Source organism: Corynebacterium sp. HMSC074C04 (genome assembly GCF_001838295.1).
Classification (GTDB): Bacteria; Actinomycetota; Actinomycetes; order Mycobacteriales; family Mycobacteriaceae; genus Corynebacterium; species Corynebacterium amycolatum.
The window spans coordinates 971,864-991,068 of the sequence record NZ_KV836272.1 but is presented as its reverse complement, the minus strand read 5'-3'; the positions used below and the strand labels follow the sequence as shown (position 1 = coordinate 991,068).

Genomic DNA, 19,205 nt, shown 5'->3' with positions numbered 1-19,205 from the left:
AACCGTATCAAGAAGCACGTTGCAAACTCCGCTGCGGAGCGCGGTGCATCCTCGGGTGGCATTGTCACTCAGGAAGCTCCGATTCACGTGTCGAACGTCATGCTGGTCGACGAAGATGGTACCCCGACTCGCGTTGGTTACCGCTTCGATGAGGACGGCAAGAAGGTTCGCATCTCCCGCCGTACCGGGAAGGACATCTAAGCATGAGCGAAAATTACACCCCTCGTCTGAAGGCCCGTTACCGCGATGAGATTCGCGGCAAGATGCAGGAAGAGTTCTCCTACGAGAACGTCATGCAGATTCCGGGCGTTACCAAGGTCGTCGTTAACATGGGCGTCGGCGCTGCTGCTCAGGACAAGAAGCAGATCAACGGTGCTATCAACGACCTGACTCTGATCACCGGTCAGAAGCCGGAGACCCGTCGCGCTCGCAAGTCGATCGCTAACTTCAAGCTTCGTGAAGGCGACGCCATCGGCGCTCGCGTCACCCTGCGTGGCGACCGTATGTGGGAGTTCCTGGATCGTCTGCTGACCGTGGCTCTGCCGCGAATCCGCGACTTCCGCGGTCTGTCTGATCAGCAGTTCGATGGTCACGGTAACTACACCTTCGGACTGTCTGAGCAGACCATGTTCTACGAGATCGACGTTGACAAGATCGACCGCCCGCGCGGTATGGACATCACCGTCGTGACCACCGCTACCAACAATGAGGAAGGCCGCGCGCTGCTGCGCGAGCTGGGCTTCCCGTTCAAGAAGTAGTTTTGCCTCTTCGGTAGCTTCTGTCTGAAGCCTCGGATGCCGCTTGGCCTCCGGGGCTTTTTGCTGCTCCGTTAACCCTTATGTTCATGGGGGGATGTCGCTGTGCGGGGCCTGCGCAAAAGTTACCAGTGTTGCCGGTGTGAAAGTTGACCCTTTTTGGGGGTTGAAAATTAGTAAAGTCACAAGCTTTCTTAAATGAAAGTTAGGCGTTCGTGATGATTTCGTTGTAAACTGCCATTCGTCATAGTGACGGCCGCCAAAATGCATTGTGGTCGTTATCAATTTGGGCAAGATTTAAGTGACTTCAGCTTCTGTGTGGTTGAGCCAGTGGTTCTACACAGAGCGGTCCTTAAGTTAAAACGCAAAGGGATTAACTACATGAAGAACTTCTCCGTGGCCGTCCGCTCGGCTGCTGTTGCAACTGTTGCGGCTCTGGGTCTGAGCTTGGGCGCAGGTGCTGCCAACGCACAGCCGGCACTGCCGGAAATGCCGAACATTCCGATTCCGGGTATCGGCGACACCGGCCCGAAGGGCGTCAAGCAGATCGTCACCTTCGGTGACTCCTTCACCGCTAATGCCGGTAAGGGTGGCCCGCGTGGCCTGGCGCCGGGGCAGAACGTGCTGGTCGCTAACTGTGCCACCGACATGGAAAACTGGCCGAAGATTGCAGCGTCGAAGCTGAACAAGTCCCTGGGTGACTGGTCCTGTAACGGTCTTGGTGGCTTCCCGGGTCAGCTCCTCGCATACCTGGAAGCTTCCATCCAGTACGGCGACATCGGAGAGGGCACTGAGAAGGTTGTCCTGATGTACGGCGGCATGGACTGGGTCCAGTGGGTTGACGTGGCAGGCGAGCTGGTCGCAAAGCCGGACCCCAAGGCTCCGTCGCTGTTCAAGCAGACGCTGCGTCAGTTCACTGACCGCGTCCACCAGGTTGCTCCGGGTGCTCAGGTCGTCCTGGCTTCGTACCCTGAGTACGCTACCAATGACCAGCTGTGCCTGGTGAACGCCCCGAACCAGACCTTCCCGATCCCGGCACCGGGTGCCAGCGAGATTCAGGGGGCATTCCGCGACAGCATTCGCTCCGCGTCTCAGCACGTAGGTGCCGGCTTCATCGACGTCTACGAGGCAACCCTCGGCCACGGTACCTGCAACCCAAACCCGGATGAGCGCTTCGTCGCCGGTTTCGCAGATCCGGTGATGGGCCCGATGACCAATCACCCGACGGTGGCTGGCGAAAAGGCTATGGGTAACATCATCGCCGACCAGCTCTACTAATTTCCTCTAGCCGGCGCCATATCGGCTAGAAATTGAGTTCCACTGCTAATTGGTGGGGCTTCACGCCGCGAGCGGACTAACGTCCAGCCGCGGCGTTTTTGCATTTCGGTCGGTATTTGTTAGTATCACCAGGTCTGCCCTCTGTAAGAGGTGCGGCAGTAAAAATGTAAGAACTTTGCTGTAGGCCCCCTCGCCTCGCATCGTCTCTGGCGTCACCTGGGTGGCGAGCTGACTCGGCTATTGAACCGAGTTGGCGAACAGTAGCCCTTAAATCGCCGGAATCACGATATTGGTAGTCGCTCCATCTTAAGCTTTTGCCGTGTGACAGTTGCTGTTTGCGCGGTCATTGGAGTTAGCCACGAGGTGAGAAGGAACCGCAGCGAGAAAGGAAGCGGTCACTAACCATGACCATGACTGACCCAATCGCCGACATGCTGTCGCGCGTGCGCAACGCTAACAACGCGTACCACGACTCTGTCTCGATGCCGTCGTCCAAGCTGAAGGCTAACATCGCCGAGATCCTCAAGTCTGAGGGTTACATTGCGGACTACGCAGTCGAGGATGCCAAGGTCGGCAAGACCCTGACCCTGAACCTGAAGTACGGCCCATCCCGCGAGCGTTCGATCGCTGGCGTGCGTCGCGTCTCCAAGCCGGGTCTGCGTGTTTACGCAAAGTCCACTAACCTGCCGAAGGTCCTCGGTGGCCTGGGCGTGGCTATCATCTCCACGTCTCAGGGCCTGCTGACTGACCGTCAGGCTTACGAGAAGAAGGTTGGCGGGGAAGTCCTCGCTTACGTCTGGTAAAGGGGGAACTACACAATGTCTCGTATTGGTAAGAACCCTGTCGTTGTCCCGGCAAATGTTACTGCACAGGTCAACGGCCAGGACGTTTCCGTCAAGGGCCCGAAGGGCGAGCTGTCTGTCTCTATCCCGGCTCCAATTACCGTTGAGCTGAAGGACAATGAGATTGTGGTCAACCGCCCGGATGACCACCGCAAGAGCCGCTCCCTGCACGGCCTGTCCCGTTCGCTGATCAACAATATGGTTGTCGGTGTGACCGAGGGCTACACCATCAAGATGGAAATCTTCGGTGTTGGTTACCGTGTCGCCAAGAAGGGCAAGGACCTCGAGTTCTCCTTGGGCTACTCGCACCCAGTCCTGATCGAAGCACCGGAAGGTATCACCTTCGATGTCGACGGCACCACCAAGCTGTCGATCACAGGTATTGATAAGCAGCAGGTCGGACAGCTCGCAGCTAACATCCGTCGTCTGCGTAAGGATGATCCTTACAAGGGCAAGGGCATTCGTTACGATGGCGAGCAGATCCGTCGCAAGATCGGAAAGACGGGTAAGTAATGAGCAACACCAACGAAAAGCGCCTCCCGGTAGGCAAGGACATCTCGACTCGTCGTCGTGTCGCCCGCGCCCGCCGTCACGCACGCTTGCGCAAGAACGTCCGCGGCACCTCCGAGGCACCGCGCCTCGTCGTGCACCGCTCTTCCCGCCACATCACCGCTCAGGTTATCGACGACTCTATCGGTCGTACCCTGGCCGCTGCTTCCACTCTGGACGCAGATCTCCGTGGCTTCGAGGGCGACAAGAAGGCCAAGAGCGCCAAGGTCGGCGAGTTGATTGCTGCTCGCGCTAAGGATGCTGGCATCGAGAATGTCGTTTTCGACCGCGGTGGCTACCAGTACCACGGCCGCGTTGCTGCTCTGGCCGAGGCTGCCCGTGAAGGTGGTCTGAAGTTCTAATGCGCACTTACAAGTCCAACGGAAGGAATGCGTGATGTCGGAACGCGATAAGCGCGAAGGCGGACGTAACTCCGCTGACAACAAGAACAACAACCGTCGTGGTGGCCGCGGTAACGACCGTCGCCAGCAGGACGAGCGTTCGCAGTACATCGAGCGCGTAGTAACTATTAACCGAGTTTCCAAGGTCGTCAAGGGCGGTCGTCGCTTCAGCTTCACCGCTCTGGTCATCGTCGGTGACGGCGAGGGCATGGTCGGCGTCGGCTACGGCAAGGCCAAGGAAGTACCGGCAGCTATCCAGAAGGGTGCTGAAGAGGCTCGTAAGAACTTCTTCCGCGTCCCGATGATTGCTGGCACCATCACCCACCCGGTTCAGGGTGAGACCGCTGCTGGCATCGTGCTGCTGCGCCCGGCTGCTCCGGGTACCGGTCTGATTGCCGGCGGCGCTGTCCGCCCGGTTCTCGAGTGCGCCGGTGTTCAGGATGTTCTGTCCAAGTCGCTGGGTACCAACAACTCCATCAACGTTGTTCACGCAACCGTTGATGCTCTCAAGCAGCTGGTTCGCCCTGAAGAGGTCGCCGCACGTCGTGGCAAGTCCCTCGAAGAGGTCACCCCGGCACGTATGCTGCGCGCACGCGCAGGTCAGGGAGCGTGATTTCCATGGCACTGAAGATTACCCAGGTCCGTGGTACCGCTGGTACCAAGCAGAAGCAGAAGGATTCGCTGCGCACCCTCGGCCTGAAGCGCATCAACGATTCCGTCGTCCGCCCGGATTCTCCGGCTGTGCGCGGTCTCGTGAACGTTGTGCGTCACCTGGTCGAGGTTGAAGAAGTAGCGGGGGAGTAGGTAAACCATGAGCGAACCAATTAAGCTCCACGACTTGGCCCCGGCTCCGGGTGCTAAGAAGAAGAAGACTCGCGTCGGCCGTGGTGAGGCTTCCAAGGGTAAGACCGCTGGTCGCGGCACCAAGGGCACCAAGGCCCGCAAGCAGGTTTCGGCAGCATTCGAGGGTGGCCAGATGCCACTTCACATGCGTCTGCCGAAGTTGAAGGGCTTCAAGAACCCGGCGAAGGTCACCTTCCAGGTGGTCAACGTTTCGGATTTGGAGCGTCTGTTCCCGAACGGTGGCGACGTCACCATCGCCGACCTGGTTGCAAAGGGCGCCGTCCGCGCTAACCAGCCGGTGAAGGTCCTCGGCGACGGCGACATCAACGTCTCCGTCAACGTCACCGCAACCAAGTTCTCGGGCTCCGCAAAGTCCAAGATCGAGGCTGCAGGCGGCTCTGTCACTGAGGCTTAAAGCATTTAAGCTTTAATAGAAAAGCTCCTAACCCATGTGGTTAGGAGCTTTTTTGTATTGAGAGGGAGGAAATTGGAGGGGAGGGCAGCGCAAACCGCTGGCTTACAGCAGGCCGGTGGTTCGCAGAGCCCACTCCAGTTGGTCGATGTCAGCGTCGGTGTGCAGCGCGGTGATGGTCAATCGCAACATTGCCTCACCACGGGGCACCGTCGGATAGCGAATTGCAGGTATAAACACGCCTAGCTCCGCCAACTGTGCTGAGGCGTCCATCGCTTCGGTCTCGTCCCCGACGGGCAGCGGGATGATGGCAGATGCGGGGTCTGACTGCGCGCCAACCAGGGAGCGGACGCACGCAATATTACGTTGCAATCGCTTGACGACGTCCCCAGCCTCCAAATGCTTCAACGCGGCGCGGATAGCTGCGACGGAACCGGGGTTCATGGACGTTGAGTACACGAAGCTACGGGCTTGATTGCGTAGCAGTTCGCCAACTGGTGCCGAGCAGAGAACGTATCCTCCTTCGGCACCGAGAGCCTTGCTCGCGGTGCCGACCACAATGTCCGGGCGAATGTCCAGGTGTGCTGCAGTGCCACGACCGTGTTCTCCGATAACGCCGACGCCGTGAGCGTCGTCAAGCATCAGCCATGCGTTGCGACGGCGACAGGTGCGCTCGAGTGCTGGGCCGTCGATGACCTCGCCTGACATAGAGAACACGGAGTCGGAGATGACAAGTTTGTGGCGGGCGCTCGATGTTGCGAGGAGACGGTCGAGTGCCTGGTAGTCAGTGTGCGGAAAGACCGTGACTCTAGCTCGGGCATTGCGGCACCCGTCAATGATGGAAGCATGGTTGGCGGCGTCGGAGAAGATTTCAACGTCGGCGGTGGCGATGGCAGCGATGGTTGAGTGGTTCGCCTGGTAGCCAGTCGCAAAGAGAACGGCATCGTCGAAACCGAAGAACTGCGCGAGTTCGCTTTCAAGTGCGCTGTGGATGCTAGTGCCGGTGGTCAGGCGAGACCCGCCGGACCCGGTGCCGAAATGCCCAATTGCCTCGGTGGCAGCTGAGACGAGTTCAGGGTGCGTGGACAGGCCGAGGTAGTCCGAAGAAGAAAACAATAGGTAGTCGGCTCCGTCAATTCGGCTATGCGGTAGTTGTGCGGTTTCGAAAGTGCGCAGTGTGCGGGCAAGTCCTGCACCGGCCCAGGCCGTGTTTCTTTGGGCGGCGATTGCTGAGAGGTCGCTGCTGAGGCCGGTAGTGTCCGTCGAAAAACTGGCGTCAGCTGGGAGCTCGATATAGACCGGCGTGTTCTCCAGGTAATCGATTAGCTCGGGGATATCGGTGCCGGGTTCAACGATGAAGATGCGAGTTCCAAGAGTGCTGCCGTGGTCCTTGATATTTGGGATACGGTGGAAGCCTCCGTCCAGTGCGAGATAGCCACGCGTGTAAAAGGGATCGTCGGAGAGGCAGATTTCTGCAACGATGCCCGGGGCGCTGTGAACCTTGGATGCGAGGATGAGTGCCTCGTGAAAATGATCCTTGGTGCAGTCCTTGCTGGGGTGCGAGATGGCATCAAAAGTGGAAACCCGTACACCGCGGGCAGGGTTTGGGTCGAGCCGCTCACCGGAGGAGGCGTCGATGAGGGCGGCGCCGCGGAGACCTGTGAGTGAATAGGCCATCTCGACGGCGATATCAGCTGCCTGTATACCTGCAGCGCGTAGGCGTTGAGTAATGAGCTTGCGGGCGTCCCCAGGGCTGGAGTTCGACTCTAGAAAGGGGACTAACGCCGGCACGGTGCTGATGGTCGACTCATCAATCTTGTCCGCAGTGATGTGAATTGTGTCGGCTCGCCCCTTGTCGTGGTGAAGTGCACGGCTAGTCATAGCAGAAGCCAACTGAGGTAGTTCGGTGGCCGGTGCAAGACGCTCAGCGCCAGAGATATGGCAGCCATCGGCGCTGGAGCGCATGCGGATGCTGTAGGTACTCACAGAGCAAAACTTTAACACTGTTCAAGTTTTGTTTGAGAAGGTTGGGTGGAGCACATGAGAGGGCGGGGGCTCAGAGGGGATGAGCGCTGGAATCGTCGTCAAGCGAAAAGAGGGTGATTGACGGGGCGCTGTACTAACGGTGATATAGAGGCGTATTGCGACGATATGGAGAAACGCTGGTAGACTCACTACGTCAAATACTGTCAATTAAAGGTTTGAGGAATACGTCATCCGCGTGGCTTAACTAAAGCGGGAGACTACTGGCGGCTAAGCGGGTAAGTCTTTCGGGAAAAGCGTGGAAGAAGCGGATTTCTTGACCTCGGGAGGATGCACGTGGCTTCCGGTCTCATTGCGGCGTTGCGCGATCCCGATTTGCGTAAGAAGATCTTCTTCACTCTGACGATGATCATTCTGTACCGAATCGGCTCGCAGATTCCAACCCCTGGTATCGACTACCAGTTGGTCAACGCGCAGCTCGAGCAGATTTCGAAAGATCAGTCCAGCGTTTACTCGCTGATCAACCTGTTCTCAGGTGGCGCTCTGCTGCAGATGGCGATTTTCGGCATCGGCATTATGCCGTACATTACGGCCTCGATTATCGTCCAGCTGCTCACGGTGGTGATTCCACACTTCGAGCAGTTGAAGAAGGAAGGGCAGTCGGGTCAGACAAAGATGACCCAGTACACCCGCTACCTCACAGTGGCGTTGGCGTTGCTGCAGTCTGCGGGCATTGTGGCCATGGCAGACCGCGGCGCCCTGCTGGGCGGCTCGCAGTCGCTGCTGGTAAAGGATGCGGGTGTCTTTGACCTCGTGGTGATGGTCGTTGTGATGACCTCCGGTGCCGTGCTGGTCATGTGGATGGGTGAGCTCATCACTGACCGAGGCGTCGGCAACGGTATGTCACTGCTGATTTTCTCCGGTATCGCCGCTGGTATGCCGGCGCAGGGAGCGAACATTCTGCGCTCCACTACCGGTGTCGTGTTCGCCACCGTGATTGTTGCCGTGCTGATTCTCATCATCGGCGTTATTTTCATTGAGCAGGGACAGCGCCGTATTCCGGTGCAGTACGCAAAGCGCATGGTTGGTCGTCGCCAGTACGGCGGATCTTCCACCTACCTGCCGCTGAAGGTGAACCAGGCCGGTGTTATCCCGGTCATCTTCGCGTCCTCTCTGATTTACGTGACGGTTCTGATTACCCAGATTGTTCAGTCCGGTCAGTCGAATCCGAACATGGACAACTGGTGGCAGCGCAATGTCATTCAGTACCTGCTGGCGCCGTCCAGTTGGCAGTACATTCTGCTGTTCTTCCTGATGATCATCTTCTTCTCCTTCTTCTACACTTCCGTGCAGTATGACCCGCACGAGCAGGCGGAGAACATGAAGAAGTACGGCGGATTCATTCCGGGCTTCCGCCCGGGGCGTCCGACTGCTGAATACCTGTCCTACGTCCTGATTCGCCTGCTGACTGTCGGCTCGCTGTACCTGGCACTGATCGCTGTTCTGCCAAATGTCGCTCTTGATATGGGGCTTGGCGACGCGAACGCTGGTCGAGGCGGTATGTTTGGAGGTACAGCCCTGCTGATTCTGGTCAGTGTTGCGCTGACGACGGTCAAGCAGGTTGAAAGCCAAATGATGCAACGTAACTACGAAGGGTTCTTGAAGTAATGCGACTCGTACTTGTAGGTCCTCCCGGTGCAGGCAAGGGCACTCAGGCAGCTATCCTCTCGGAGAAGCTCGGTGTCCCACACATCTCCACCGGTGACCTGTTTCGCGCAAACATCGGTGAAGGTACTCCGCTCGGCATTGAGGCGAAGTCCTACATCGACGCCGGCAACCTTGTTCCGGACGACGTGACTGTGCGTATGGTCGAGTCCCGTCTGAACGAGGACGACGCTGCCAAGGGGTTCCTGTTGGATGGCTTCCCGCGCACTGTTGGTCAAGCAGAAGAGCTGAAGCGTCTGCTGTCCAACCTCGGCACTGAGCTGGATGCGGTCGTACAGTTCGACGTTTCTGAGGATGTCGTAGTCGAGCGCATGCTGGCCCGTGGTCGCGCAGACGACACTGAAGAGGTCATCCGCAACCGCATGCATGTGTACACCAATGAGACCGCTCCTTTGCTGGATTACTACTCGGAGAAGATCATCAAGATTGCCGCTGAGGGATCCGTTGAGGAGATTAACGAGCGCACGATGGCTGAGCTGGAGAAGCTGAACTAAGCTCCTGGCGCGCCGGATAACTAGACGCTCTAGCTTTTTTGCTGGCTGGAGCCGATGGGTTTGCCGGTTGTAGATGGTTGTTGAAGCCGCCCTTTCGAACCGTTGAGGTTTGGAAGGGCGGCTTTTGTGTGTGGCTGTTGGGGTCTGGGGCGGGGGGTGGGGGGCAGCCGATAGTGAGGGCTACTGGAAGTCCTGAATAATCTGGTCGATGAGTGGCTGCGCGGCCTCAGCGCTGATATTCGCGAAAACGAACTCTTGGTAGATGCGGTTGGCCTCGTCAATGACCATAACGAAAGGGGACCCCTTGTTGATGCCGCTAAATGCGTGCTTGCCGGGTAGCTCGTATGGTACGTAGTTTTCGACGGACTCAGCCTTTTCGTTAATGCGCTCGACAGTGGCCGGGTCCTCGGCCGTACTGAGCATTGCGGTGCCACCGTCTCCAACTGCCATTACGCAGGTGAAGCCATGTACGCTCTCGCTGCCAAAAATGACGGGTTTAGAGTCATCCGACTCGACGCAGCTGCCAATCGCCTCCTTAATTGCATCAGGTGTGAAGTTTTGGATTGACTCAGGCAGTGCAGAGGTGCCCATGAAACCCGAGGTGCTTCCAGGGGTCTCCGGCGATTCCGCGGCAGGGGAAGTGGAGGGGATAGTCGGCGCTGGCGACGGTTCGGGATTGCTTGAGCAAGCGCCAACCAGGAAAAGTGAGCTGGTGACAATAACAGCGCCCGCAGTCTGCGCGGACTTCAACAGTGAATGCATGCCAGTTATCGTAGGGCAGCTCAACTTTGGGTGTAAACCGCCCGAAAAACGAAGCAAGCCGATTGCAGATTAAGCGTCACGAATGAACATCCATAAAGATTCCCATGCAACGCCTCGTAGAAATACATGAAGCAGAGCGCTGGCTGGGGGAGCGATGCCCTCGTAGGTGGCGGGATTCGGCTAGCCGGTGGTTCCCTTCTAAGTCAGAGTAGACTCAACCAGCGTGATGAGTTTTCGACGCCGCCGCAAAGTAGTTCCTGCCCGCACCGAGGGAGAATTGGATGCGATGCAAGCGGCCGGCGAGATTGTCGGTCGTGCATTGCTGGCTTGCAGAAACGCTGCTAAGCCGGGGGTGACCACGGCAGATCTCAATGAGATCGCGCACCAGGTCATTATCGATGCTGGCGCAACGCCGTCCTTCCTTGGCTATGAAGGTTTTCCGGCGTCTGTCTGCGCATCTGTGAATGAAGTTGTTGTCCACGGCATTCCGTCAAGCTCTACGGTTCTCGCCGATGGTGATTTAGTCTCAATTGACTGTGGCGCAATCCTGGATGGCTGGCACGGTGATTCGGCACTTACGTTCGGCGTCGGAAAGCTGAGTGAAGATGTCGAAAAACTGAACATTGCGACATCAGAGGTCCTCACCGAAGGTATTAAGGCCATGGTTCCGGGCGCTCGCCTCACCGATATTTCGTATGCGCTTGAAATGGCCACCCGTGAGGCTGAACTGCGCCACGATATTGAGCTCGGCATCGTAGATGGATATGGCGGGCACGGCATTGGGCGGGAGATGCACATGGACCCCTTCCTGCCCAACGAGGGCAAAGCTGGAAAGGGCCCCCGCATCGTCGAAGGCTCCGTATTGGCCATTGAGCCGATGCTCATTCTCGGCGGCGAGTGGGGTAGTGATGAGCTTGACGACGGCTGGACGGTCGTCAGCGCGGATAGAATGCCGGCCTCCCATTGGGAGCATACAGTTGCCGCCACGGCGGACGGCCCCCGTATTTTGACTCCTCGATACGAATAACTAGTGCGTGAGGGCCAAGCGAAAGGTCAGAATGTTGCCATAAAGGCTGCGATGAATTCTGAACGGGTGGAGCGAACCAGCCTGCCGTCGCTTGCAACCGGTCCCATAATGGTCGTATTTGGTAAAAACGCAGGTCGCGTGTAAAGTTGGGCGATGGTGTGGGCGCAGTGTCGCTGCAGTGATGATTATCCCTGCACGGAACTGCTAAAACACCAGGCAGAGTAGAGATTTCCCAACTGGTGCCGGGATTGTCCCGGGTATCCGCCAGAGAGACGTGGAGGACATGGCTAAAAAGGAAGGCGCAATTGAGGTTGAGGGTCGCGTCGTCGAGCCCTTGCCGAACGCGATGTTCCGAGTGGAGCTGGACAACGGGCACAAGGTGCTCGCCCATATCAGTGGCAAGATGCGCCAGCACTACATCCGTATTCTCCCGGAAGACCGAGTCGTAGTGGAGCTCTCTCCCTACGATCTCGAGCGTGGGCGAATCGTCTACCGCTACAAGTAAATCGACCTGACCACTGTTGGTAGTGGTTATGGGCTTATTTACTAACTAGACAGAAACTCCACCGTCCTAGCTGCTTCTGGTGACGGCCGCGTGATGTTGAGGCCTGGCGTCTCAGCAGATTGGCGCGGCGGTTCTTTATGAAAGCTTTTCCACAGAAGTAAGCGAGACTACCTCCGGCAACGGTGGCTGGAGCCTTTCTATAACACCTGCGCGACTCGGCGTCCGACCGAGTAAGCCGGGCCTGGGAAGGGTGGCAGTGGAGTAAACCACCGCATCAACCGGAAGGAAATTGCCGTATGGCACGCCTTGCTGGAGTTGACCTGCCACGCAACAAGCGTATGGAGGTCGCTCTTACCTACATTTATGGCATCGGCCCTGCCCGTGCCAATGAGCTGCTGGAGAAGACTGGCATCTCTCCGGACCTGCGTACCGATGCTCTCACTGATGAGCAGGTCGCCGCGCTGCGTGACGTGATTGAGGCCACCTGGAAGGTCGAGGGTGACCTCCGCCGTCAGGTTCAGGCTGATATCCGCCGCAAGATTGAGATTGGTTCCTACCAGGGTCTGCGCCACCGTCGTGGCCTGCCGGTCCGTGGTCAGCGCACCAAGACCAACGCTCGTACGCGTAAGGGTCCGAAGAAGACGATCGCCGGAAAGAAGAAGTAAAACATGGCAGCTCCGAAGTCCGCACGCGGCCGTCGTACCGGCCGTCGCGTTGTAAAGAAGAACGTGGCTCAGGGCCACGCATACATCAAGTCCACCTTCAACAACACCATCGTGTCCATCACGGACCCGAAGGGCGCTGTTATCTCGTGGGCCTCCTCGGGTCACGTCGGTTTCAAGGGCTCCCGTAAGTCCACTCCGTTCGCTGCCCAGATGGCTGCCGAGAACGCTGCTCGTAAGGCCATGGAGCACGGTATGAAGAAGGTTGACGTTTTCGTTAAGGGTCCGGGTTCGGGCCGCGAAACCGCCATCCGTTCCCTCCAGGCTGCTGGCCTTGAGGTGTCCTCGATCTCGGATGTGACCCCTCAGCCGCACAACGGCTGCCGTCCGCCGAAGCGTCGTCGCGTCTAGGAATAGGGTAAGGAGAGAACAGAAATGGCCCGTTATACCGGTCCCGCAACCCGTAAGTCCCGTCGTCTCCGCGTCGACCTCGTCGGTGGCGACATGAACTTCGAGCGTCGTCCCTACCCTCCGGGGCAGGCTGGTCGCGCTCGTATCAAGGAGTCGGAGTACCTGCTCCAGCTCCAGGAGAAGCAGAAGGCACGTTTCACCTACGGCGTGATGGAGAAGCAGTTCCGTCGCTACTACGCCGAGGCTCACCGTCGTCCGGGCAAGACTGGCGATAACCTCGTCGTCCTGCTGGAGTCGCGTCTCGACAACGTTGTCTACCGCGCTGGTCTGGCTCGTACTCGTCGCCAGGCTCGTCAGCTGGTTTCCCACGGCCACTTCACCGTTAACGGTAAGAAGATCAACGTGCCGTCCTTCCAGGTAAGCCAGTACGACATCATCGACGTGCGCCCGAAGTCGCAGAAGATGATGTGGTTCGAAGAGGCACAGGAGAACCTGGTCGACGCTGTCGTCCCGGCATGGCTTCAGGTTGTTCCTGAGTCCCTGCGCATCCTCGTGCACCAGACCCCGGAACGCGCACAGATCGACATTCCGCTTCAGGAACAGCTGATCGTCGAGTTCTACTCGAAGTAATAACTAACTTCGCTTGCATCCATTCATTCCCTATGGCGTCATATAGCGGTCGCCACCTGGAGGATTTTCGAAAATGCTCATTTCCCAGCGCCCAACGCTGACTGAGGACTACATTGATTCCTCTCGCTCCCGGTTCGTTATCGAACCGCTGGAGCCGGGTTTCGGTTACACCCTCGGTAACTCTCTTCGTCGTACGTTGCTGTCGTCCATTCCGGGCGCTGCAGTCACCAGCATCCGCATCGACGGTGTGCTGCACGAGTTCACCACTATCCCGGGCGTGAAGGAAGATGTCTCCGACATCATCCTGAACATCAAGGGTCTGGTGCTCTCGAGCGAGTTCGACGAGCCGGCTACCGTTTACCTGCGTCGCGAAGGTGCAGGCGCGGTGACCGCTGCAGACATTGAGTGCCCAGCAGGTGTGGAGATTCATAACCCGGATCACCACATCGCTACTCTCAACGAATCCGGTCGCTTGGATATTGAGATGATCGTTGAACGTGGTCGTGGCTACGTGCCGGCGACCCCGAACTCCGGTGGCGAAATTGGCCGCATTCCGATGGACCAGATTTACTCGCCAGTTCTGAAGGTCAGCTACAAGGTGGAGGCTACTCGTGTTGAGCAGCGCACCGACTTTGACAAGCTGATCATCGATGTCGAGACCAAGAACTCGATCACCGCCCGCGACGCAATGGCGTCGGCAGGCAAGACTCTGGTTGAGCTGTTCGGTCTGGCACGCGAGCTGAACGAGGCTGCTGAGGGCATCGAGATTGGCCCGAGCCCGCGCGAGGCTGAGGATGTCGCTGCGTACCAGACTCCGATTGAGGATCTGGACTTCTCTATGCGCTCCTACAACTGCCTAAAGCGTGAGGAGATCCACACTGTCGGTGAGCTCGCTGCTCGTACCGAGTCGGATCTGCTGGATATCCGCAACTTCGGTGACAAGTCCATCAATGAGGTCAAGGAAAAGCTCGCTGAGCTTGGCCTGGCTCTGAAGGATTCCCCGAACAACTTCGACCCGGCTGCTGTCGCTGATTTGGACGCTGCCTCGGGCGATGACGCTGACTGGACTGATGGCGCAAGCGCTGGCTACGACGAGTAGTTCACCGACGCGACTTCATTAAAACGAGGAGATACCTATGCCTACCCCTAAGCAGGGTTCCCGTCTCGGCGGCTCCGCTTCGCACCAGAAGAAGATTCTGGCCAATCTCGCGAAGCAGCTCATCGAGCACGGCAAGATTAAGACCACCGACACCAAGGCCAAGCTGCTGCGTCCGTACGTTGAGAAGCTGATTACCAAGGCAAAGCGCGGCACTCTCGCAGATCGCCGCAACGTTGCAAAGCTGCTCAACGACAACTACGCAGTTAAGAAGCTGTTCGACGAGATCGGTCCGCAGTTCGCTGATCGCGACGGCGGCTACACCCGCATCATTAAGCTGGGTAACCGCAAGGGCGACAACGCCCCGATTTCTCTGATCGCTCTGGTTGAGGAAGAGACCGCAACTGCTGAGGCAACTCGCGCAACTCGCGCCGCTGCTTCCAAGCAGGCTGAAGAGGCAAAGGCCGAAGAGGCCGAGGCTGAGGCTGCTGAAGCTGAGGCTGCAGAGGAGGAGTAAATCCCCTCGCCGACGGCTTTTGGCCGTCACAGCTTTGAACCCCCGTCGAGTAGTTCATATCTGAACTCTCTACCGGGGGTTCTTTGTGCTTGACGACGGCGCACAGCGCCCGACCCCAGTTCTGTCTCCGGTTACACCGAAGATTACGTACCAACATTGGGAGCTGTACGGAGGCCCTTCGGTGGAAACTGGTGATTTTCTAATCCGGGGTCGCGGCTACAATCTGTTAACCGTGACATCACTTACGCCAACGACTCCGGATACCCCGTGCGATTCTCCCGATCGTGCCGCTACGGGGAGTACCGCCTCCGACCTGGTTCGGTTGCGTTTTGACATTGCCTATGATGGGACAGATTTCCACGGTTGGGCTGCTCAGCGCGATAAGCCTACGGGAGAACCGGTGCGGACTGTGCAGGCGACGTTGGAATCCACTCTGGAGAAGGTGTTGCGCACTCCAGTGCAACTGACTGTGGCCGGTCGTACAGATGCCGGCGTTCATGCCTCCGGTCAGGTGGCTCACGCAGATGTTCCTGTCTCTTGTTTAGACACACGTTCTATCGCAGGGGACCCGGGTAATTTGGTTCGTCGTGTAGCGCGACTATTGCCCGCGGACGTGACGCTTCGGGGCGCCTCGTTTGCGCCCCCGGGTTTCGATGCCCGCTTTTCCGCGTTACGTCGGCATTATGTCTATCGTGTCACTAGTTGCGTCAGTGGCCCGCTTCCTACCCGTGCTCGCGATACGGCCCACTGGCGACGGTCAGTGGATATCGACCGTATGCAGGTGGCAGCTGATGCTCTACTGGGGCTCAATGACTTCGCCGCTTTTTGTCGACACAAGCCACATGCCACAACCACTAGAGATTTACAGCGGTTCCAGTGGTTCGACGTATCTACGCGGGAAGAACCGGAGCTGTACGAGGCCCATGTGACTGCCGACGCGTTCTGCTGGTCTATGGTGCGCTCACTGGTAGGGGCCTGCCTTAGCGTCGGTGAAGGGCGGCGTGAGGTTGGATTCACTGAACAGTTGTTGAGTGAAGAGAAGCGTTCCCCGTTGGTCCCGGTGGCAGAGGCGCGTGGGCTCAGCCTGGTAGGTGTTGATTACCCCGCCGATGCTGATCTGGCGGCCAGGGCGGAGCAGACCCGTGAGCGTCGTGATGCCCGGACAGATGTGGACGAGGCTTAAATGTACAAGCTCTCGGTAAAATTCCCTGAAGAAAGTGACCGTAGGAGGAGTGTTCGGTAGTGGTGTGGGCAATTGTTAGCTTGGTTGCGCTGCTCGTAATCCCCGGCGCTGTTGTAGTGCGAGCCAGCGGCGTTCGTACACCGTGGGCGCTGGCCCTCGGTCCTGCGGTGACGTTTGGTATCGCAGGCACCGCAGGGTGGGTGCTCGGCGCTATCGATGTGCGCTTCACCTTGGTCAGTGCGTCTATCTGCTGCGCCGTGACATTACTTCTCGCGCTGTGCTGGCGTGGCGGCAGCGCTTTGATTCGGCGACGGCGCGGTAGTGTCGATCGCTCGGTGTCGGCCGAGGCGCAGCCGCTCGCCGCAAGTCGATGGCGCGAGTTGGGTTATGGGCTAATCGCAAGTATCGGGGTCATCATCGCAGCGGCGGTTCTCACGTGGACCGCTATCGGCCGCATCGCTTCAATGTCCGAGGGGATGGCGACCATCCAGCAAGGCTGGGACACACTCTGGCATGCAAGTGTGCTCCGTTCGATTACGGAAGATGGCATGGCCTCGGCCACTAGGATGGGCGAGATCCAGAATGTGGAAACTCAGGCGGTGTCCTACTATCCCGCCGCATGGCATGCGTTCGGTGCGCTTTGGGTATTGATTGTCCGTCTACCAATCACCGAGGCGGTCAATTACCTCGGCATTATCATTCCGGCCGTGACCATACCCACGGCTGCTGCGGCGCTGACCTGGCGAATTATTGATCGCCAAAAGCTGTCCACCGCCGTTGCCGCGGGGGTTGCGGCGCTTGTTTCCGCAGCGCTTCCGGTATTGATGCCCGTCGGGGTCTTCGTGGGGGCTTGGCCGTACCAGGTCTCGATTGCGCTAGCGATTACCGTTTTTGCCTTTGCTACGTCGCTCCCACACGCACCTCAGCGCATCTTGAGCGCCGCTCTTGCAATAATCGGTATCGGAGAGCTCCATCCGGCATCGGTGCCTACAGTTGTTATGCTCGGTGCAATCTGGTGGTTGTGCTACCGCCTGCCGCGTCCCGCGCATCCTGAACTGGGTGCGGTTCGCGCCAAGCTTTACGACGTCGCGGTGATTGCAGCCGCCTTTGTGCCAGCAGTGGCAGTTCTACTGCCGCAGTGGCTTACGGGAACTTCTCAGACCGAGGATGTGCGCGCGGTTAGCGCTGAAGTAGACGACCTCGATCGTTTCGATGCGTGGTATCGAGGCGCCACAATGCTGACTCGCCACACTGAGGAATTCCGGCCGTTCTGGCCAATTATTATCCTCGGTTTCATCGGGATGGCGGTTTTGGTTTTCGCAGGTACTTCGCGCCGACGGGTGTGGGTAGTACCGGCCTGGTTTGTTTCGGTGTTGATGACGACCCACGCGCTCAATCATTTTGGTGGTGTGCCGGGCGATATTCTCGCGCTGTACACGGAGCTTCACTATTCCACGCCTCACCGGTTGGTGATGGTCACCGCGTATCTGTATTCCGCGTTTGCGGGTATCGCCGTGGCGTGGGGCTGCGCGTGGGCGGCTCGAATTAGTGAGTCAAAGGTGCCATCGACGGGGTGGGTTCTGGGGTTGAGCTTAGCGACGGTGAGCTCTGCTGTACTCGTCGTCTATGGAGTGGCGTCTAATGCTAGCGCTGCAGATTTCGCCTACAAGAGCCCTCGAGAATGGCAAATCATTTCCAATGCTGACCTGAAGGCATTTGATTGGTTGGCCGAGCAGCCGGAGGCACATAAGTACCGCACGTTTACGAATCCGCCGGAGGGGTCCAGCTGGATGTACGCTCGCAATGATCTGCCGGTAGTGTTCCCGCACTATGACTGGCCAGTTGCGAATAAGTGGACTGCCACCTCAATGCTGTATTGGCACGCTGATTACCTCGGTTTTCCAGACCCCGATCGGCCGGATGGGGTGAACGATGTCGACCGCTCAGCCCGAAAGCTGAACGTGGGATTCATCTATTTGTCACCCCCGGGTATTTGGGATTCCAAGGAGGATTTAGAGTTTCCTGGTGAAGGGCTCTGGGTAGCTCCAGGGGTAACCCCTGTTTATCGAGATAGGGAAGTAACCATCTTCGCTTTCAATGATGTGATCACGCCAGAACGCATCGACGAGATGCGAGCTAGTTCTCCGGAAGTAATTCCTCCCTCGGCTACTAGGGGATGGAGCGATGGTCGGGTAGGTTAGGACACCATGCGGATGAATAAATTTATGGCAACGATCGCAGCCGGTGTGATGATGACTTTCGCGCTGGCCGGATGTGGAGACGACGAGCCGGCTAAGCCGGAAGTCTCGAATCGCTCCGTCAGTTCTTCCGCAAAGACTAAATCCTCGACTCCGCCGAAACCGACTGAGGAGTCGACGAAATCGACAGAATCAGAGACGCCGACGGAGACTCCTGCAATCACCCAGGTCAATGATGCGGATTACACTCCGGCGGACGGCCCAAATACTCGACTCTTTCAGTTGGAGGATGGCACGACACGTTGTTTCCTCAACGATTTGAGCGGTGACGCCTACTTGGCCTGTCAGGTGAATCTTGCCAATCCTCCGATGGTCGATGACGGCACGGGGAACGAGGTTCCCGCCAATGCTGTGTCCTGGAATCCGGGAGGAGTTACTTACGAGGTCCTTACTTTCCCGCCGGCGGGTGAGATGAAGACGCTGCCAGCGAATTCTCAGTTGAGCGCATTCGGATACAGCTGCGCGGCCTATGGCCCGTCGACTCTGGAGTGCTCGGGACCAGCGGGCGCTGCCACTATCGACAATGGCAATGTCACCGGTGCACAGATGCCGAAGGAGGATGTGCCTCCTGCAGCAGGCGGTCAGCCGGGTGGCCAAGAAAATGGTGCTCCGAATGACCCAGCGCAGCAGGGTGAGCCTGACGGCTCCCCGGCGCCGGGCGGTCTGCCAGATTTGGGCGCGTTGATTCCGGGACTGAACCGCTAGTTGCCCGCATAGCCAGTGGCTGCAGTTCATCGGTAGTGCGGGAGGTAGATAGCGTCCAGGTGAATTCGCCCATCACCAGTCGAGGGCATGAAGCTGGCATTTCCGATGCTGCTGCCGTGGGCGAACCTGCACGACTGACCTCGATGATTCTCGCGATTCCCGTACGC

23 protein-coding genes and 1 pseudogene are annotated in these 19,205 nt (G+C 58.2%); 21 read left to right on the top strand and 3 right to left on the bottom strand.

Annotation, left to right across the window (positions count from 1 at the left end; all coding sequences use genetic code 11):
- From rplX to rplO, 9 genes are all read left to right on the top strand, one after another.
- Positions 1 to 201 (top strand): 50S ribosomal protein L24 (gene rplX / locus HMPREF3011_RS08750; protein WP_070841397.1); only part of this gene is annotated, 201 nt, incomplete at its 5' end.
- Between the two features lie 2 nt (positions 202 to 203).
- Positions 204 to 758 carry a 50S ribosomal protein L5 gene (gene rplE, locus HMPREF3011_RS08745; RefSeq protein ID WP_005509901.1) on the top strand — a complete coding sequence of 185 codons (555 nt, stop codon included), beginning with the start codon at positions 204 to 206 and terminating at the stop codon, positions 756 to 758.
- A 378-nt stretch (positions 759 to 1,136) separates the two neighbouring features.
- Positions 1,137 to 2,033 carry a GDSL-type esterase/lipase family protein gene (locus HMPREF3011_RS08740; protein WP_038627665.1) on the top strand — a complete coding sequence of 299 codons (897 nt, stop codon included), beginning with the start codon at positions 1,137 to 1,139 and terminating at the stop codon, positions 2,031 to 2,033.
- A 404-nt stretch (positions 2,034 to 2,437) separates the two neighbouring features.
- Entirely contained in the window at positions 2,438 to 2,836 is a 399-nt protein-coding gene (gene rpsH, locus HMPREF3011_RS08735; RefSeq protein ID WP_005509822.1) for a 30S ribosomal protein S8, read from the top strand.
- A 15-nt stretch (positions 2,837 to 2,851) separates the two neighbouring features.
- On the top strand, positions 2,852 to 3,388 hold the full coding sequence (gene rplF, locus HMPREF3011_RS08730; RefSeq protein ID WP_005509895.1) for a 50S ribosomal protein L6: 537 nt from the start codon (positions 2,852 to 2,854) through the stop codon (positions 3,386 to 3,388).
- Positions 3,388 to 3,786, top strand: coding sequence for a 50S ribosomal protein L18 (gene rplR / locus HMPREF3011_RS08725; protein ID WP_038627668.1), 399 nt, complete (start codon positions 3,388 to 3,390; stop codon positions 3,784 to 3,786). The genes rplF and rplR overlap by 1 nt, the downstream gene beginning before the upstream one ends.
- 34 nt (positions 3,787 to 3,820) lie before the next feature.
- A complete protein-coding gene (rpsE, locus tag HMPREF3011_RS08720; protein ID WP_005510059.1) occupies positions 3,821 to 4,438 on the top strand; it encodes a 30S ribosomal protein S5 in 618 nt (205 codons plus the stop codon).
- 5 nt (positions 4,439 to 4,443) lie between these two features.
- Positions 4,444 to 4,629 carry a 50S ribosomal protein L30 gene (gene rpmD / locus HMPREF3011_RS08715; RefSeq protein WP_038629359.1) on the top strand — a complete coding sequence of 62 codons (186 nt, stop codon included), beginning with the start codon at positions 4,444 to 4,446 and terminating at the stop codon, positions 4,627 to 4,629.
- Between the two features lie 7 nt (positions 4,630 to 4,636).
- Entirely contained in the window at positions 4,637 to 5,083 is a 447-nt protein-coding gene (gene rplO, locus HMPREF3011_RS08710; RefSeq protein WP_016422071.1) for a 50S ribosomal protein L15, read from the top strand.
- 102 nt (positions 5,084 to 5,185) lie between these two features.
- Here rplO and HMPREF3011_RS11670 read toward each other — a convergent pair whose 3' ends face one another.
- Entirely contained in the window at positions 5,186 to 6,373 is a 1,188-nt protein-coding gene (locus tag HMPREF3011_RS11670; protein WP_371440770.1) for an aminotransferase class I/II-fold pyridoxal phosphate-dependent enzyme, read from the bottom strand.
- A 9-nt stretch (positions 6,374 to 6,382) separates the two neighbouring features.
- Positions 6,383 to 7,045, bottom strand: a pseudogene (locus tag HMPREF3011_RS11665) (6-carboxyhexanoate--CoA ligase); the annotation flags it as partial.
- 354 nt (positions 7,046 to 7,399) lie between these two features.
- On the opposite strand from HMPREF3011_RS11665, the gene secY reads away from it, so the two are divergent.
- Entirely contained in the window at positions 7,400 to 8,731 is a 1,332-nt protein-coding gene (secY, locus tag HMPREF3011_RS08700; RefSeq protein ID WP_141764754.1) for a preprotein translocase subunit SecY, read from the top strand.
- A complete protein-coding gene (locus HMPREF3011_RS08695) occupies positions 8,731 to 9,282 on the top strand; it encodes an adenylate kinase (protein WP_005509947.1) in 552 nt (183 codons plus the stop codon). Before secY ends, HMPREF3011_RS08695 begins: the two co-directional genes overlap by 1 nt.
- Before the next feature lie 180 nt (positions 9,283 to 9,462).
- On the opposite strand, the gene HMPREF3011_RS08690 is transcribed toward HMPREF3011_RS08695, so the two are convergent.
- On the bottom strand, positions 9,463 to 10,044 hold the full coding sequence (locus HMPREF3011_RS08690) for a hypothetical protein (RefSeq protein ID WP_049180781.1): 582 nt from the start codon (positions 10,042 to 10,044) through the stop codon (positions 9,463 to 9,465).
- 226 nt (positions 10,045 to 10,270) lie between these two features.
- Here HMPREF3011_RS08690 and map point away from each other — a divergent pair, with 226 nt between their 5' ends.
- The 10 genes from map (at position 10,271) to HMPREF3011_RS11220 (ending at position 19,038) form a co-directional block, all read left to right on the top strand.
- Positions 10,271 to 11,071 (top strand): type I methionyl aminopeptidase, encoded by an 801-nt coding sequence (gene map, locus HMPREF3011_RS08685; RefSeq protein WP_038627674.1) that lies wholly within the window; start codon positions 10,271 to 10,273, stop codon positions 11,069 to 11,071.
- Positions 11,072 to 11,354: 283 nt separating this feature from the next.
- A complete protein-coding gene (infA, locus tag HMPREF3011_RS08680) occupies positions 11,355 to 11,576 on the top strand; it encodes a translation initiation factor IF-1 (protein WP_016422077.1) in 222 nt (73 codons plus the stop codon).
- A 296-nt stretch (positions 11,577 to 11,872) separates the two neighbouring features.
- On the top strand, positions 11,873 to 12,241 hold the full coding sequence (rpsM, locus tag HMPREF3011_RS08675; protein ID WP_005509836.1) for a 30S ribosomal protein S13: 369 nt from the start codon (positions 11,873 to 11,875) through the stop codon (positions 12,239 to 12,241).
- Between the two features lie 3 nt (positions 12,242 to 12,244).
- A complete protein-coding gene (gene rpsK, locus HMPREF3011_RS08670; RefSeq protein WP_016422078.1) occupies positions 12,245 to 12,649 on the top strand; it encodes a 30S ribosomal protein S11 in 405 nt (134 codons plus the stop codon).
- 24 nt (positions 12,650 to 12,673) lie between these two features.
- Positions 12,674 to 13,279, top strand: coding sequence for a 30S ribosomal protein S4 (rpsD, locus tag HMPREF3011_RS08665; protein ID WP_038627676.1), 606 nt, complete (start codon positions 12,674 to 12,676; stop codon positions 13,277 to 13,279).
- Between the two features lie 73 nt (positions 13,280 to 13,352).
- On the top strand, positions 13,353 to 14,378 hold the full coding sequence (locus HMPREF3011_RS08660; protein ID WP_038627678.1) for a DNA-directed RNA polymerase subunit alpha: 1,026 nt from the start codon (positions 13,353 to 13,355) through the stop codon (positions 14,376 to 14,378).
- Positions 14,379 to 14,415: 37 nt separating this feature from the next.
- A complete protein-coding gene (gene rplQ / locus HMPREF3011_RS08655; RefSeq protein WP_038627680.1) occupies positions 14,416 to 14,892 on the top strand; it encodes a 50S ribosomal protein L17 in 477 nt (158 codons plus the stop codon).
- Positions 14,893 to 15,205: 313 nt separating this feature from the next.
- Positions 15,206 to 16,075: a tRNA pseudouridine synthase A gene (locus tag HMPREF3011_RS08650; RefSeq protein ID WP_049180801.1), complete on the top strand. Its 870-nt coding sequence runs from the start codon at positions 15,206 to 15,208 to the stop codon at positions 16,073 to 16,075.
- Between the two features lie 59 nt (positions 16,076 to 16,134).
- The gene (locus tag HMPREF3011_RS08645) at positions 16,135 to 18,276 is read left to right on the top strand and encodes a DUF6541 family protein (protein WP_070560809.1); all 2,142 of its coding nucleotides are present in this window, start codon (positions 16,135 to 16,137) and stop codon (positions 18,274 to 18,276) included.
- 24 nt (positions 18,277 to 18,300) lie between these two features.
- Complete coding sequence (locus HMPREF3011_RS11220; protein ID WP_049180783.1) at positions 18,301 to 19,038, top strand: hypothetical protein; 738 nt, start codon at positions 18,301 to 18,303, stop codon at positions 19,036 to 19,038.
- Positions 19,039 to 19,205 lie beyond the last annotated feature (167 nt).